The sequence below is a fragment of the Paenibacillus lutrae genome, assembly GCF_009757775.1.
In the GTDB taxonomy this organism is placed as follows: Bacteria; Bacillota; Bacilli; order Paenibacillales; family NBRC-103111; genus Paenibacillus_F; species Paenibacillus_F lutrae.
On record NZ_RHLK01000022.1, the window covers coordinates 1 to 16,846 of the forward strand.

Genomic DNA, 16,846 nt, shown 5'->3' on the forward strand with positions numbered 1-16,846 from the left:
CGTCCTTCGGACAGATCACCATCGTTCCGCCGTTATACAGCGTGCGCGCGATGTCCCCGACGAAGACGTCGAAGGAGAAGCTCGCCAGCTGCAGCAGCCGGACCGGGAACTGGTCCAGGCGGTACTCGCGGCGGTAAGCCGCTGCCGTATTGACGAGGCTGCGGTGCTCGATCATGACGCCTTTGGGGCGTCCCGTCGTTCCCGACGTATAGATCACGTAGGCCAGATCTTCCATGCGCGCTGCGCTGTCATTATCGTCAGCTGCACTCACACCAGCTGCGCCGTACGCTGCATTGCCACCAGCATCCACACCAGCTGCGCTGTTCGCTGCATTCGCTCCAGCAGCATTCACGCCAGTTGCGCTGTACGCTGCACTCACGCCAGCTGCATACGCCCCGTCTCCGCTGTACAATTCCTCGTCGTCCAGGCACAGCACGCTTTGCAGCGGCAGCGCCACTCCTTCCTCCAGCCAGGCGCGGGTGCGCTCCAGCAGATGGCTCTGCGTCAGCAGCACGGATGCGCCGCTGTCTTCCAGCATGAACCAGATACGGTCCTGCGGATAATCCGGATCAATCGGCACGTACGCGCCTCCGGCTTTCCACACCCCGAGGACGCCGACCAGCAGCTCCACCGAACGATCGGCCAGGATGCCGACGATGCTTTCGCTGCCAATACCGCCCGCCCGCAGCACGGCTGCCAGGCGACTGGCCCGTTCGTTCAGCTCGCCGTACGTCAACCGCGTATCTTCGTACACCACCGCCGTTTGCGCAGGCATAAGTACGGCCTGTTCTTCGAACAACCGGTAGAGCGGCTGTTCCGGCACCGTTTCGGTGTTCGAATCGTTAAACCCAGCCGTAATTTGTTCTTTCTCAGCCGCAGTGAGCAGTTCCAGCTTGTCCACACGGATGTTCGGATTCGCTGCAACCTGCTCAATTATTCTGGAGAAATGTCCGTAGATCTGGCGGATCCCCGCTTCGTCAAATGCAAGCTCATTGTAGCTGAAACGCAGCAGCATACGATCATCCGGGATAACCGTAATGTTAAAATCATAGTTCGTTTGCTCCGGCGCATGTACGCCTGAAATAGTCAGCGCTTCTTTGCCTCCGCCAACCAATTGTTCGATTCTCTGCTCTGCAGGATAATTCTCGAACACCATAATATGGTGGATCAGTTCCCGTTTCTGCTCGCTCAGAGCCTGAATCTCATAGAGCGGATACGTGTCATAAGCTCCTGCAGCCAGCGCCTGGTCCTGGGTTCTTCTCATCACATCCGCAAAAGTATCCCCTGCCTGGCTTTGAATACGCACCGGAATCGTATTGATGAACAGTCCGATCATGCTTTCCACGCCTTGGATGTCCGCCGGACGACCCGATACGACGCAGCCGAATACGACATCCGGAGAGTTGTTGTAGGTTTGCAGCATAAGGCCCCAGGCCGTTTGAATCAGCGTATTGATAGTGACCTGATTTTGCCTTGCTGTCCGTTCGACCCGTTCACTCAGCTCCCGGCTCAGTTCAAAATCCAAATCAATGGATATGTAGCTGTCCGTTTTGTTCGCCGTCTTTTCTTGAGGCAGCCTCGTCTGCTGTTCGCAGCCGGCCAGATATTGACTCCAAAAGTCCGATGCCGCATCCAAGTCCTGCTTATCCAGCCACTGGATATACGAGGCAAACGGCGTGACGGGAGCAAGCTCAGGCTGCCGGTTTTCATGAAACGCGAAATAGCTGTCGAACACTTCCTGGATCATGAAGAACATACACCAGCCGTCCATCAGAATATGATGGTGACTCCATATAAAATGGAACGTTTGGGCTCCGGTACGCAGAATCGACACCCGCATTAATGAATCTTGGGCAAGATGGAACCCTTTGGCCTTATCTAAGCTTGTAAACTCGGCAATATACTTCACCCGATCCGGCTCTGCCAGCCCGCTCACATCTTCGTAATAAAACTCGCAGCTTCGCTTGCGAAACACGACCTGAACCGGTTCATCCTTCCAGCCGCTTATAAAATTAGTCCGCAGCGCTTCGTGGCGATCCACCAGTAAGTCCAAGCTTTTGGAGAAAGCTCCGGCATCGAAACTTCCTTCCAGATCGAATGTGACCTGTTCGAAGTAAGCCCCCGATTGGGCGTCCATGAGGTTGTGGAACAGCATCCCCTTCTGCATCGGAGTGAGCGTATACACATTCTCCAGCTCGCCGGCTGAACCGGTTAGCTGCGTCAACTGCTCGAGTTCCTCCACGGTCAGCCCTTTGAGGAGGACATCGCTTGGTGTCAGCTCGGGCCGCTCTACGGCTATGCAGTGGGCAATCACTTCTCTTAGAGCCGACTGGAGAAGTCCGCCCAAACGTTCTACCGTTTCCCGCTTGAACTGGGTGGTTCCATACCGGATCGTCAGTTCAAGCACGCCTTTCGCAACCAATCCGTTAATATCCAGGACAAAATCCATGGCGGCGTTCTTGCTGACATCAGAACCGGTGGAGTATGAAGAAGGTGCCAGCCCGTTATTCTCGTAGTCCTGATCAAATTGCCCCAAATAGTTAAAGCTGATTTCAGGCTCTGCAGCAAAGCGATCGTTCTCTTGAGAGGAAGATAAATATCTCAGAATGCCGTAACCGATTCCTTTCTTCGGTATACCGCGCAGCCCTTCCTTGACCCCTTTGATCTGCTGCGAGAAGGTATTGCTTGGGCCATTCTCCAGAACTACCGGGAATTGGCTCGTGAACCACCCTACCGTCCGTGTTATATCGACATCCGGTATAATATCTTCCCGCCCGTGTCCTTCCAAATTCACAAGCACCCGTCCCAAACCGCTCCATTCCTGCACGGCCATACCCAGGGCGGTAAGCAGCAGATCGTTCATTTCCGTATTGTAGGCCCGGTGCGCCTGTTTCAATAGCTGCTTCGTTTCCTCCGCCGTCCATCTTACCGTCACAACATCGCTGTCTTGAAGAAGCGCTCGGTCCCCTTCGTAATCCTTAGGCAGCAGGCTTTGCTCGCCCTGCTCGATCTGACGCCAGTAAGCCCGTTCGCTGTCCATAGCTGAACTGTCCGCATAGCGGGATAACTGCTCGGCCCAAATCCGGAACGAGTCCGTTTTGTGGGGAAAACGGATTTCTTGTCCGCTGAGGGCCTGTTCGTAGCCGGAGGCAAGATCCTCGAAAAGAATACGCCAGGACACACCGTCAACGACCAGATGATGAATGGCGATCAGCAGATGATCTCCATCCGTGCAGCGGAACAGACCCAGTTTCACCAAAGGCCCGCTGGCGAGGTCAATGCTTCCCTGAATTTCACTTGCCTTCGCTTCGATGGCCGCGCCGCAGTCTTCTGTTCCCCGGAAGTCCACGACTTCCAGTGTGTACAGCTCTCCTTCGCCGGCACTGCGATTCCAGGCTGCAATCCCGCCATCTGCAGCTGGGCGGTATACGGTACGCAGCGCATCATGATGCTCTACGATCTTCGTCATCGCTTGGCGCAGCGCCTCTTCATCGAAGCCCTGCTTGCGGACCTGCATGAACGCTTGGTTGCTGTGGTGCAGATCCGCCGGATTCTGTTCGAAGAACCACCGCTGAATCGGCGTGAGTGTCACGCCGCCCGTCACTTCTTCCTGGCTCGCCGTTCTGCCGGCTGTCTGAAGATGCGGACTGAGCGCCGCTATCGTCGGATGATGGAACAAATCCTTCATCACCAGCTTATAGCCGGTCTGAAGAAGCCTTGAAGAAACCTGCAGCGCTTTAATCGAGTCTCCTCCCAGGGAGAAGAAATTATCGAGTATGCCGACTCTGTCAACACCGAGAACAGATTGCCATACGGAGGCCAGCGTCTGCTCTGCCGGTGTACGTGGAGCCGCATATTTCACTCCCGCTTGTATGCTTCCTTCCGGTTCGGGCAGCGCTTTACGGTCGACCTTCCCGTTGGGCGTAAGAGGCAGCTGCTCCAGGCGCATTAGACGCGACGGCACCATATGCGGCGGCAGCGTCTGCTCCAGATAAGCCTGAAGTTCTTCCAGGCTCAGGCCTGAAGACGCCGCCGCATAACCGCACAAATATTTTTGCCCGCGTTCATCGGTCCGGTCGGTCACGACGGCTTGGCGAACACCGGCGTAGCGCAGCATTGCCGACTCAATCTCGCCCAGCTCAATCCGGTACCCCCGGATTTTCACTTGATAGTCGATCCGGCCGATGAAATCGACGCTGCCGTCTTCCATCCAGCGCGCCAGATCGCCCGTACGGTACAGCCGTTCACCGGGAACGAACGGATTGTCCGCGAACTTCTCTTCATTCAGTTCGGGACGGTTTAAGTACCCCCGGGCCACTCCGGGGCCCCCGACACATAACTCGCCGAGCACGCCAACCGGAACCGGATTCATACGGGAATCCACTATATAGAAACGGGCGTTCAGCCAAGCCTTGCCGATCGGCACATTCCCGGCCTCCGGCAGCTTAGCCAGCGGCTCGTCATAGAAACTCGAATCGATGGCCGCTTCCGTCACGCCATAGCTGTTAATGATTCTGAACTGCGAGCCAAAGCGCTCCTGCAGCAGCCGGTAATCCGCCACGCTGCAGCTGTCGGAGCTCGTGATGAGCAGCTTCATGGAACTCATATCCAGACCCTGCTCCGCCGCATGCTCCATGAACGGCACGATCAGCGCCGGAGTAGATTCGAAGACATTGATTCCGCAGTCGCGAATCCAGCCGTACAACCGGGAAGGATCGATTCGGTCGTCTTTGGGACATATCACCATCGTTCCGCCGTTATACAGCGTTCTTGCGATATCACCGACGAATACGTCAAAAGAAAAGCTCGCCAGCTGAAGCAGCCTTACCGGGAATTGATCCAGCCGGTATTCCCGCCGGTAAGCCGCTGCCGTATTCATCAGGCTGCGATGCTCGATCATAACGCCTTTGGGACGTCCTGTCGTTCCCGATGTATAGATCACGTAAGCAAGATCATGCGGCTTGCTCTCTACTATCTCGCTTGCCTCTGTCGCTCCTTCAACAGAAGCTCCCGCTTCCGGCTCCATGTACGACTTCTCGTCATCGAGACAAAGTACACATTGCAGCGGCAGCCCGTCTTCCAGCCACTCTTTGGTGCGCTCCTTGAGATGGTTTTGCGTCAGAAGCACCGACGCTGAGCTGTCCTCCAGCATGAAGCGGATGCGATCCGCCGGATAATCCGGGTCAAGAGGCACATAGGCTCCTCCCGATTTCCATACCGCCAAGACGCCGACGAGCAAGTCCACAGACCGGTCAGCCAGAATTCCCACCAGCCGTCCGGGCTGCACGCCTTGAACCCGCAAGGTGCGCGCCAGACGATCAGCCCGATCATTAAGCTCCCGGTACGACAACTGATTGTTTTCGTATCTTACCGCGACTGTTTCAGGTGAACGCACTGCCTGCTCCTCGAAAAACCTGTGGAATGTCGTTTCCAGCGGGATACCCGGAAGCTCTGGATTGAATTCAGTCAGAATCCTGCTTTTCTCTTCTTCACTGAGCATAGACAACTCGCTCACTGTCTTGTGAGGATCCTGCATAATCTGTTCAATAATCGCAACCAGTTGTCCGGCAATCCGTAAAATTTCATTCTCTTCAAATAGTTGGACACGGTAATCGATGTTCAGATCAATACGCCCGTCATCGATCAGGTCCACAACGTGTATAGCAAAATCCCCCACTTCATGACCGCAAAAAGAACTGTTTTGCAGAACGCTGAGGTTATCGTAATGGGACCAGGTTAGCGGCAAATATTCAATATCTACACGGAATAACTCCTGGATATCCTGCTGCTTGTTTTGTTTTCTTAAGTCCTGGATGAGCTGATTGTACGGATATTTCTGATGACGCAAGTTAGACTTCTGTTCTTTGGATACATGCTGAAGAAAAGAGGCGGCGCTTTGATCCGGATCAAGCTGCATGCGCGTCGCTACCGTGCTCACAAACATACCAAGTGTATCTTTTTCTTGCTTGGACGTCCGGTTTGCATAAATCGTCCCTACCGTAAGGTCTTGATTGCCGGTTACTTTATGAAGAAGAATGTACAGAGACGCTAGAAACAACGTAAACAGACTCACCCTATACTGTTCACTAAAATCCCTCAGCTGCTCGTACTGTTTGCCCGCAATGGGAACGTTCGCTCTCTTGGCCTCCGTGCTTATTGCGTAAGGGGTATTCGGCTTCAAAGCCGTAATTTCCGTGAAGGATTCGAACTTTTCGAGCCAGTAAGCCTTGTCTTTCTGATAACGTTCTGATCTCTCGTATTCCTGCTCCGCATAGATATAATCCAAATAAGTGCTTGCCGCTTTATGATCCGGCTGGGCTTCATTCATCAAATCCATGTAGTTCTGCATAATGGCATTGACGATCAGATGCGAGGCTACACCGTCCGCAATAATATGATTGATTTTCAAATGAAACCAAAATTCTTCGTTGTTGATGTTAAACAAACAGAAATGATACATTTTCTCATCGAAAATGCTGATCGGGATCTTATTCACACGCTCCAGCCATTCCTTAGCTTCCTGAGCGCTCCCCATTTCGAGATACTCGCATTCCGGCTTAATGTTCGATTCCTCTTCAAACCATTGTGCCGGCTGATCGGCACCGGATGAAACTATCCGGATACGGAAAGCATCGTGTTCTTGTACGACTTTATAAATGGACCGCAGCAAAACATCGGTATGAACGTGCCCCCGTATGAACATCGTTCCCGCAATGGCACCAACGTTCGTATTCGGGTACATCATTTCCATATTCCATATTCTTCGCTGTGCCTGAGTTAAAGGAAATCTTTGGTTCGTTTTCTCGCTCACATCGACACTCTCCCGGCATAGAGATTGGTAAATTAAGCACACAGCCTGAATAGCGGGATAATAAAAAATGGCACTCGTTTCTCGAACTCCCGTTATACGAAGCCGTTCCATCTATCAACATTTATGAGATAGAGAAGCGCACATCGACGAACATCCGGAAATCCATCCATGGACGGATTTCCTTCAACTTCGCCCGCCTCTCTGATTTGTAAGGTTTAGTCGGTGTATCGGTTAAAAAAGATTAGACCAGTTCCGGCTGAAGTACACCTGCCGGCGCACAGCATTCCGTCACAGCCTGTTTGAGAATAGCGCAGCCTTGCGCCAGTTCCTCCATCGGAATCGTCAGAGCCGGCATTAACTTAACGACCGCATCACGGCGTCCAGCCCGTTCCACGATAAGCCCAAGCTCATAGCAGCGCGAGGCAATCGTTTTGGATAGATGCTCATCTTCACAGGCGGATACATCGATCCCCCAGATGAGTCCTATACCGCGAATTGTAAGACGCGGATCAATCGGCAGAATCTGCTCCCGCAGAAATTGTTCCACAAACTGCGCTTTATGCGCCGCAGCTAACTCCAGCCCCGTCTGCTCGCGGAATTCGAGAGCTGCCGTCGCCCCGACGAATGCAAGCTGGTTGCCACGGAAGGTGCCATTGTGCTCTGCAGGCTCCCAGATGTCTAGCTGCGGTTTCAGCAGCAGCAAGGACATCGGCAGACCATAACCGCTGATCGATTTGGAGAGCACGACAAGATCAGGAACAATGCCCGCCCGTTCGAATGAGAAGAACGCGCCTGCCCGTCCGCACCCGACTTGGATTTCGTCGCAAATAAGTAAAATATCATGACGATCACACAGCTCGCGGAGCTGACGGAGCCACTCGGCAGAAGCCACATTGAGGCCTCCCTCCGCCTGTATCGTCTCGAGAATGATCGCAGCCGGTTTGGCGATACCGGCATGATCATCCGTAAGAATCGCCTCCATATACCCGATGGTATCCAAGCCGTCGATAAATCCGGCGGGATACGGCATGAACGTAACGTCATGCAGCGGAACGCCTCCCGCTTCCCGGTGATACAAGCTGCTGGTAGCTGCCAGACTGCCGAGCGACATGCCGTGGAACGCACCGATAAAGGCAAATATCCCTGTCCGGCCTTTGACTTTTCGGGCCAGCTTCAAAGCCGCTTCAACCGCATTGGTGCCCGTCGGTCCGCAGAATTGTACCTTATACTCCAGACCCCGGGGCTTCAAAATCTTGTCCGACAACGTCTGGAGAAACGTATCCTTGGCTAAGGTATACATATCTAAAGCGTGGCTGAGCTGATCGGATTCGAGATAATCAATGAGCCGCCGTTTAATAAACTCGTTGTTATGTCCGTAATTCAGCGCCCCGGCACCTGCAAAAAAATCTAGATATGCCTTACCGGACTGGGCATACATAACTGATCCTTTCGCTCTTACGAAAACATCCGGGAACGACCGGCAATAAGACCTTACATTGGATTCCAAAGCTTCAAAAGTATTCATTAACTTATCCCTCCTCAATTTATTAAATCCCATTAACCTTATAGGCAATATAGGAATTACATCCGTAATATGGCGACGTTACCTCTCCCTTCTTATGAGCTCGACCCCTCTCCGCATATAAAAAATACACGATGGCCACAAGAGAGCTCATCTTCATTGGGTCTTTTCTCCCCGCGAGAGTAATTTATTGGAATGTATGTTCCTGTACATTCCTTTCACAAACTTACAGAATTCCCCAACAATTACTAATTATATATAAAAGACAGATAGAACAATATGGTAGTTATGAACTATTTTGTGTTGTATAATTAATAATTGGTCAATAAATAGCCGTTTTTGAGAGAATATCAAACCTGCCAACCGAATAAACAGTCTTAGATTCACGAAAAGCAGGGACCAAGCTTGGTTTGATATAGGTATATGGACTCATTCCGGGCAGGCATCTTCATCATAATTTAATATAGAATGGGGCCGATTTTAATCGTTTGGAAGCCTTAAGTGCTTAGAAGATCTTCTTGATAAGAGGTGAATCCGGGAAATTTAACGGAATCCCTCCTTGTATTAATGGGATTATTATCCCCTTTTATCAGGTAGCAAAAAAATTATTTCCACCCTTAATTATGAACGGGAGAGCTCCTATTTCGAGAAAAAAAAGAACCCTGCATAAAAAACATAGGGTTCTAAGGATATAAGACTGATTGTGTGCCTAACCTTTACAAGCCGCTGAGAAAGGTTTGAAGCGCGTCATCCAAATATGCGGGATTGTCTGCCTCCAGCCATTTTTGCGGAATAAGCAGATGCTTAACTCTATTGCTCTGAAGGTAGCTGTATATAATCTGGGCCTCATCGATTTCATGACGGTTAACATCTATGGCTGGCCGCATTTCGTCTTCTCCGAAGCTTTTATGAATCATTCTGTTGATCTTGGCCTTCATCTGTTTCTTGCGTGCTGTAGTACATTTGCCGCTGTAGAGAACCTTGCTGCGCTTGATCAGAAAGAACTTAAACGTATTCTCATCTAAAGATTCAACAACCGCAATATTCAAATTTTCTTCCGTGAATCCGATCACTTTTTCTTTTTTCAGAAGAAAGTCGGCCGCCCCGATATAATCTCTGTACTTCATCGCCTTTTCAAACTCATAGTTCTCCGAAGCCGCCAGCATTTTTTGCTTCATTTCTTCATAGAGGCTCCGGTCCGTTCCTTGGAACAGAGCAATAAAACGATCCATGATCCTGTTGTATTCCTCGATTGCATTTCCTCCGAGGCACATTCCCAGACTTAATCCCAACGAATGATTTATACAGGGACTTTTTACAGGAAGAGAATGATTGCAATAGAGGTTAAAACAATCCTGAATCCCCCGGACGGCTCCTTCCACTGAGCTCTTACTGGCGGTATAGGGCCCAAACTTAAATTGTCCGCCGGCAAGATCTGGAGCATGGGTTACTTTTATATGCTGCATCCCTCCTGCCTCCGTAATCACTATATAGGTATAGGCATTCGGATTTTTCATTTTTTTATTATACATGGGCTTTATCTCACGGATTAACTTGCACTCCAGCATAAAGGCTTCAAACTCTGTATCTGTCTGGATATGCTCAATATCCTTGATATGATGAACCAGCTTCTTGATCTTCGGTGCGTGTGTCTTGGAATGATAAAAGTAGGACTGCACTCTCTTTTTAAGATTTTTGGATTTGCCGACATAGAGAATACCGCCTAGAGAATCTTTCATAAGATAAACGCCGGGCACGGTGGGTAGACTGCGTATCTTTTCATGCAGTTGCAGTGAGGGTTCCTCCCTTCTATCAATTGGAGCAGCGATCCATGTGACTCGATTTGCTAGACATGCCTCTATTTAATTGTACATATACATGCGGCAAAAAGACACTGACTTCTTGTCAGTGCCTCCTGCATCCAAGCTTCGGGGATATTATCTTACTTCATACTATCTTTATGCTTACTTCATGCTATCTTCAACTTCAACGACGTTCTCTTTCTCTTCCTTGGAAAGGAACCAGCCGGCAACCGCGATCAGCACCAGAACGATGTAGAAGGTATACTTCCATGCCGGCAGTTTAGCAAAACCTTCCGGAAGAATGGAAAGCGCCGGGTGGGAAAGCGTGTAGACCGTTAATTTGACGCCAACCCATCCTACGATTGCAAAAGCTGCTATCTCAAGACCGGGCTTGCGCTGCAAAAGTTTGACGAAGAACGATGCGGCAAAACGCATAATGACGAGTCCGATCAGGCCGCCCGCAAAGATCACAAGAAACTGCCCGCCGTCCATCCCGCCGATAGCGGGAAGTCCGCTTGGCGGCAGTGCGACCGCCAAAGCCACTGCTGCAAGGATGGAATCTACTGCAAAAGCGATGTCGGCCAGTTCGACCTTAAAGACGGTCGTCCAGAATGACGATCCCTTCTTAACCGGGATGGCTCCTGTAGCTGCCACGTCTTTATCCGCTTTTTTGACAAGCAGCTTGCGGAAAATATGGTTGAGCGCAATAAAGATTAAATAGACGGCGCCGATGGCCTGTACCTGCCAAACATCCACCAGAAAGGAGATAACAAACAGGGAAAGGAACCGAAACACGAAAGCGCCGGCTAATCCATAGAAAAGCGCCCTTTTTCTCTCTTTCTCAGGCAAGTGCTTCACCATAATCGCCAGCACCAACGCGTTATCCGCCGCCAAAAGACCTTCCAGACCGATCAGCACCAACAATACCCAGCTGTATTCCATTAAAATTGAAAAGTCCATTCTCCATCCTCCTGCATCTTGTATATTCGCCGTACGGGTAAACGTGTTCTCCCTCTCTTCATTCTCTTCATGGCAAACCGATATTATGCTCCTTCCCTGATTGGTGAAAAAAATAAGCAGCCTTTGCCGGGTGCCGGCAAAGGCTGCTTAAACAATAAAAGACCATTGCCGAAAAGGCAAAGGTCTCGCTAACAACGTATTCAAGCTACGTCGCATACAAAGCCGGAGGCAATTAAGCCACGTAATGACGACTTTGAATGTTAAGCTACTCCCCTTTGAGGGATATGAAATTTAACTAGAATATAGCAGAGAGATTCGCAGTTGTCAAGCTATTTTCGCAAGGTTCTTTCGTAATCTTCGAAACGGATTTTTCTGATTTGCTGCCGATCCGGCGTGCGGACAATAATTCCTTCCGATTTGCCGGTAGAATCAATGCCTACTTGTGTTTGTTCAAACCGTTTCAGGTAGGCGAATGTTTCTTCCAAAGATTGAGGGAAGTCACTCCCCTTATCCCGTGTCAGCAGCGGTGCCGCTTGCAGGTCAAATCGCTGAACAAATCTTTCTTTGTCCTCTTCGTTATAAAACGGCTGATTTCCATGTTCACGCCACTGCGCAATTTTCTCCTGCGATAAGGAAAGCAAGGAATCGAGCTCTTCCTGTCTCAACGAGAATACATCAAAAACGCGATAACCTTGGATTTTAGCGCTTGTATAATTTTTGGCTGCTTTCGTCTTTCCTCCATAAGATTCCTGATACAAGACAGTTAATGCCCAATCATTATGATCAAAAATAGTTTCGCTGATTGATTCGGCGAGCGGTTTAAGGAAATCAGCAATATTCCCATAGGGATTCCCGATTCTATCTCCTTTTGCGAATAATAATTCCTCTCTTGAACCAATTAAATAATCCATTCCCCCGTCAGCTTGCTTAAACAAAATGATTCTTGAATTCTCCCCATCCACTTTCTCATAAACAAAAACATCGTCCGAATCCTTGAAGCCTCTTGACTCTGATAAGTCATCATTCAAACGGCCTCGCTCACCCAATTGATGATACGTAAGAATACTTGGATATTTCGTTAATGAATTTAATTTCTTAAGATCCATTTCTGCACAGCCTCCAAGTTATCATTTATTTCTATCTATTATACTTGGAAAGATGTAAATTTCATCCTGTTATTTGGGATTGAAACTAATAGGAAGCAGTCCGATCGACAAAAAGCATTCCTTTATTGATAGATACTCAATAAAGGAATGCTCTACACGATCATTTTATCATAAATTATCCATGGGTCTGAAATACCCGCTTAGAAATGAATGCTAAAGCTTCCACCCAAATTACCGGTCCATGTTAACTGGTAAGTACCGTAAGGCAGATTAGTAAATGTTCCGTTAAGCGATTCAACGACTACAGTGTTCCCGAGAGGCGCCGAGTAGTGGGCTGAATAGACCGTTCTTCCGCTGGTTATTTCTTTAAGAATCAAATCTCCGCCATGAAAATTCGCAACACTGCCCGTTACGATTAGATTGCCTTGTCCTTGTGCGGTATTAGAGGAGACTGCAGCAGACGCGGTTAAGGGAATGATTGCGAGCAGCAGCATACAAAGCATAGCCGTTACCATCGTTCTTTTCATTTTCACTTAAATCCATCCCTTTCAACTCGTTAATTAGGGGAGTCGTGTCTATAAAGAGTGAATGCTGGCCAGCTATTCTATGCTTTAACCCCAAACCAAAAATACCATAGACATGAATATATGGCAATATTAGTTTTATTATTCCAATACAGTCAAGTCATGTTACCAGATCGGAATTATGAAAGTAGAATATGCTTCTAAACAAACGTATGTAATGTCCACCTACGCCGGTAACCAGGATCGTTTCTTGTGTGCGCACAGCTTCCCGTATTGATAACAATGCCGGAAGACATTCTGTCACACACAAATAGAACTGCCGGAAATATCCGGCAGCTCTATCGGCATGCTATTCTTTAACGGCCCCAATCGATATGCCGCGAGTGAAGTATTGCTGGAACAGGATGAAGATCAGAAGCATAGGGATTGCTGCAACCGTTGCTCCCGCCATTTTGTAGGCAAAGTTCGGGTTGAGATCCTGCATCAGAGTCGCGATTCCGACCATGAGTGTCTTCATTTCCTTATCTTGTCCGATAACGAGCTGCCACAGGTAGTCATTCCAAACTTGTACGAAGTTGAGAATGAACAGGGCGCCGATACCCGGTTTAACGATCGGAAGCATAATCTGGAGGAAGGTTCTGACTTCCCCTGCCCCGTCAATCCTGGAGGCTTCCCTCAGCGCATCCGGCGCGGAATCAAAAAATCCTTTGAGCAGGAATACACCGAAGGCCGTGGCAACGTTAGGCCAGATCATTCCGAACAGATTGTTCACGAGACCGAGATCCTGGGAGATGCGGAACAACGGGACAATCATGACCTCCTTGGGAACCATCATACTGGAAATAAAAACAATGAAGAGTACATTTTTACCGGTAAACTTCAACTTGGAGAATGCGTACGCCGCCATTGCACTGAACACGACGACGAGAATCGTAGAAACCCCTGCGACAAACAAACTGTTGAACGTCCAGCGCAGAGCCGGCTGGCTCTGGAACACCTCGACATAGTTCGAGAACGTTATGCTGGCTGGCCACCAGTCCGGCGGCATCTTCAGTACATCGGAACTATTCTTAAGTGAACTTGTAAACAACCAATAAAGAGGGAACAAGTTTAGGATCGCGAAGAAAATGACGATTGCATTCGCACCCACATCGAACTTTTCCCGCTTTTTCCTGGATTTAAGTAGCTGCATGTTTGATCCCTCACTTATCCTTGAACATCGCTCTCAACTGAGGAACGGACAGTAACAAAGTGATGATGAACATAATGACCCCTACGGCAGAAGCGACACCGATCTGGTTATACTTGAACGCATTGTTATAGAGGTAGTACATCATGGTTACCGAGGCATTGTTCGGCCCTCCGCCGGTTAACAGTTGAATGACGACGAAAATTTTCAATACCGCAATAATGTTGATAATCAGAATATAGATGGTTGTAGGCTTAACGAGCGGAATCAGAATTTTGAAAATAACATCCAGCCGGCTTGCGCCGTCAACTTCTGCCGCTTCAAATAGATCTTTCGGAACACCGATCATGGCCGCAATATAAAGGATAATAGCCTGACCCACATTGGTCGCAAACGTAACGAAAATGATCACCGGCAGTACGGTCGTTTTGTTCCCCAGCAAGTTGACGGTACTGAATTCCATCTCTCGGGCAAAGTAGGAAATAAGCCCGTTGGCCGGATTAAGCAGAAAGCTCCATACCATACTCATGACAACCATGGAGACCATAACCGGAATGTAATAGCTTCCACGTATAAACGAAACGTATTTCGCATTCTTATCGAAAACAGATGACGCCACGAACAAGGAAAAACCTACAGTCAAGATGACGATGAAGACGACAAAGATGACCGTATTAAAAATGGATTTATAAAATACGGGATCCTGAAATAACATCACATAGTTATCCAGGCCGACAAAAGTTTCATTCTGATAATCGACCCGGTACAGGCTCAGCCGAATCCCTTCGAGGATCGGATACACAATAAATAGAAGAAAGAGAAGGAACTGAGGCAGAATAAACAGATAGCCCGTAATATTTTCTCTCCACTGTCGTTGGCGTAGTTTCATGGATACCTTTACCTTTCTTATTCGGCCACCTGAGACCGCAGCCGGCCTCAGGCACCGAATCATTTTGTCGGCTTAGGCGAAAGTTATTTTTTATAAACCGTCGAACTTTCCTTCGCCTTTTGAATCACCGCATTGCCTTTGCTCTGATAGTCTTTTACGGCTTGTGCAGGCGTCTTCTCACCGATGTACATGGCTTGAAGCTCCGGATAGAGCTGCTGACGCAGTTGGCTGTATCCCGGTACATTGCCCGTGAAGTTAAACAAAGATTTGGAGTTAGCGTCATAAGCGGCAAAGATCGGGAACTTATCTTTCAGCTCAGATGCAACCGAACTTCTGACTGGAACGCTGTTCTTGGAAGCTTTCACAAGCTCCGGATCCGACGAGTAGAATTTTACAAATTCCTTAGCTACTTCCGTTCTTTTCTCGTCCCCGGTGTTGAATACATTGGAACCGACTACATAAGTGAAGGACAGCGGATCGCCGCTCTCAGAAGGAATGTTCGCAAGACGGAGATCGAATTTAGGCGCTTTGCCGCTCTGCATATCCATCTTGGCGTTGTTGAACAAGACCGCATTGGTGAAGCTGATACCCAGCTTCTGGTTCTGGAACATCGCGTTGGCATCATTAGAAGATACGGACTCGGCGCCCGGGTTGGTGTAACCGGCCTTGTAAATTTTCTGGAGCCATTCCGCTGCTTTGACACCGCTCGCATCATCGGTTACCAGATTGCCTTGATCGTCGAAGAATTTGTTGCCGAACATACGCAGGTAAGCAAGATTCCAAGTGTCCCCCTGGTTGTTCAGAGCATACAGCGCCATTGGCTTGGCATTCGGGTATTTATCCTTTGGAAGTTTAGTTTTGAGCCCTTCCAGAATTTGCTCGTATTCGCTGAGTGTCCAGGTTTTGATTTCTTTCTCTCCACCGACAAAGCTCTCAAGTCCGGCTGCTTTAAACATATCTGCGTTGTAAGCCAGTGTGCCCGGGTTATGGGAGAACGGATAGAAATAGATGTTCTCTCCGAATGTTACATTGTCCCAGTAGCTTTGAGGAATATCCTTCTTCGCATTCTCGTCGACGATGTCGTTCAGCGGCACTAGAGCCCCGCGGTGAGCATAGTCTCCCATAGCGAAGACACTCTCAAAGAAAATATCCGGCGGAGTTCCGCCATTCAAATTGACGTTCAGCAGCTCATCGCGCTGATCGCCTGCAACAACCTGAACTTTTACTTTGACGTTGTATTTATCGTATTGCTTGGCGAATTTGTCAGCGGCATATTTGAAGAAAGAGTCATTATCCGCATTCTGTTCGGTAGCGTCGAATACGCCCTTCCATTGAGGAGTTAACCACAAGGAAATCTCAACATTTTCTTTGCCGTTAGCTCCTGTGCCCCCACTGCCGCCAGATGCGGAATCTTTGCTGCTGCAACCGGCAGCAACCGTGAGAACCATAACCGATGCCATCATCACGGACAGCAAACGTTTCTTGAACATGGATAGAACCCCCTTAAGATAGTGAACATTTTCATAGAATACATTTCAAGCATGTGAATCGGCTGTGAAGCCCGTTTAAAAATCAGAATAAATCCTTGTTAATTTTGACAACAACCTTCCGTACTTGCGCCGCGGCGCCTTCGGTGAGCAGAGGCCGGTGAATATCCTCCGGGAACAAGACGACATACATCCCGGGGGTAACTCTGATGTTCATTTCTCCGGTCATCTCGCCAAAGAGAGCCGTGTCCTGCTCCGGATTGTAAGGCTCTGCCGGAGTGAGGTTGCCCTGCTGGATACACCAGCCGATCGTTTCTTCCCCTTGCAGCAAATAATGGATGTCGAAGAATTGCTCATGCTTCTCGGCAGGCTGCTCGTCGCGGTGCCGGGTAACCGGCTCCATGAGTCTGGCGAACATTTCCTCGCCTTGAATCGGGTATTGCCCTGCCCCCAGGCGGGTGAAATCTGTTGTCAGCAAATAATCAAGCGCTTTCTTAATCACGGGATGGGCAAACGCCCGCTCCGATTCCCAATTGCAGCTGTGTCCAATGATCAT

Annotated in this window: 10 protein-coding genes; all 10 read right to left on the minus strand. The window is 49.3% G+C overall.

Going from position 1 to position 16,846, the window contains the following annotated elements:
- Positions 1 to 6,811, minus strand: a 6,811-nt coding sequence (locus EDM21_RS22915) for an amino acid adenylation domain-containing protein (RefSeq protein WP_338044037.1), incomplete at its 3' end; no start/stop codon positions are given.
- A gap of 241 nt (positions 6,812 to 7,052) precedes the next feature.
- On the minus strand, positions 7,053 to 8,336 hold the full coding sequence (gene ectB / locus EDM21_RS22920; RefSeq protein ID WP_157338708.1) for a diaminobutyrate--2-oxoglutarate transaminase: 1,284 nt from the start codon (positions 8,334 to 8,336) through the stop codon (positions 7,053 to 7,055).
- Positions 8,337 to 9,049: 713 nt separating this feature from the next.
- Entirely contained in the window at positions 9,050 to 10,072 is a 1,023-nt protein-coding gene (locus EDM21_RS22925; RefSeq protein WP_235918335.1) for a UvrB/UvrC motif-containing protein, read from the minus strand.
- Between the two features lie 225 nt (positions 10,073 to 10,297).
- On the minus strand, positions 10,298 to 11,095 hold the full coding sequence (locus EDM21_RS22930) for a TerC family protein (RefSeq protein ID WP_157338709.1): 798 nt from the start codon (positions 11,093 to 11,095) through the stop codon (positions 10,298 to 10,300).
- A 329-nt stretch (positions 11,096 to 11,424) separates the two neighbouring features.
- A complete protein-coding gene (locus tag EDM21_RS22935) occupies positions 11,425 to 12,201 on the minus strand; it encodes an RNA ligase family protein (protein ID WP_157338710.1) in 777 nt (258 codons plus the stop codon).
- A gap of 200 nt (positions 12,202 to 12,401) precedes the next feature.
- On the minus strand, positions 12,402 to 12,734 hold the full coding sequence (locus tag EDM21_RS22940) for a hypothetical protein (RefSeq protein ID WP_157338711.1): 333 nt from the start codon (positions 12,732 to 12,734) through the stop codon (positions 12,402 to 12,404).
- Between the two features lie 340 nt (positions 12,735 to 13,074).
- Positions 13,075 to 13,917 carry a carbohydrate ABC transporter permease gene (locus EDM21_RS22945; RefSeq protein ID WP_157338712.1) on the minus strand — a complete coding sequence of 281 codons (843 nt, stop codon included), beginning with the start codon at positions 13,915 to 13,917 and terminating at the stop codon, positions 13,075 to 13,077.
- Between the two features lie 10 nt (positions 13,918 to 13,927).
- Positions 13,928 to 14,803 carry a carbohydrate ABC transporter permease gene (locus EDM21_RS22950; RefSeq protein ID WP_157338713.1) on the minus strand — a complete coding sequence of 292 codons (876 nt, stop codon included), beginning with the start codon at positions 14,801 to 14,803 and terminating at the stop codon, positions 13,928 to 13,930.
- A gap of 83 nt (positions 14,804 to 14,886) precedes the next feature.
- Positions 14,887 to 16,293, minus strand: coding sequence for an ABC transporter substrate-binding protein (locus tag EDM21_RS22955; RefSeq protein WP_157338714.1), 1,407 nt, complete (start codon positions 16,291 to 16,293; stop codon positions 14,887 to 14,889).
- 82 nt (positions 16,294 to 16,375) lie between these two features.
- Complete coding sequence (locus EDM21_RS22960) at positions 16,376 to 16,846, minus strand: NanQ anomerase/TabA/YiaL family protein (protein WP_157338715.1); 471 nt, start codon at positions 16,844 to 16,846, stop codon at positions 16,376 to 16,378.

Bases quoted from the DNA above. Each gene is read 5' to 3' on its own strand.
- ectB (WP_157338708.1), bottom strand. From the start codon at position 8,336: ATGAATACTTTTGAAGCTTTGGAATCCAATGTAAGGTCTTATTGCCGG.
- EDM21_RS22925 (WP_235918335.1), bottom strand. From the start codon at position 10,072: ATGAAAGATTCTCTAGGCGGTATTCTCTATGTCGGCAAATCCAAAAAT.
- EDM21_RS22930 (WP_157338709.1), bottom strand. From the start codon at position 11,095: ATGGACTTTTCAATTTTAATGGAATACAGCTGGGTATTGTTGGTGCTG.
- EDM21_RS22935 (WP_157338710.1), bottom strand. From the start codon at position 12,201: ATGGATCTTAAGAAATTAAATTCATTAACGAAATATCCAAGTATTCTT.
- EDM21_RS22945 (WP_157338712.1), bottom strand. From the start codon at position 13,917: ATGCAGCTACTTAAATCCAGGAAAAAGCGGGAAAAGTTCGATGTGGGT.
- EDM21_RS22950 (WP_157338713.1), bottom strand. From the start codon at position 14,803: ATGAAACTACGCCAACGACAGTGGAGAGAAAATATTACGGGCTATCTG.
- EDM21_RS22955 (WP_157338714.1), bottom strand. From the start codon at position 16,293: ATGTTCAAGAAACGTTTGCTGTCCGTGATGATGGCATCGGTTATGGTT.
- EDM21_RS22960 (WP_157338715.1), bottom strand. From the start codon at position 16,846: ATGATCATTGGACACAGCTGCAATTGGGAATCGGAGCGGGCGTTTGCC.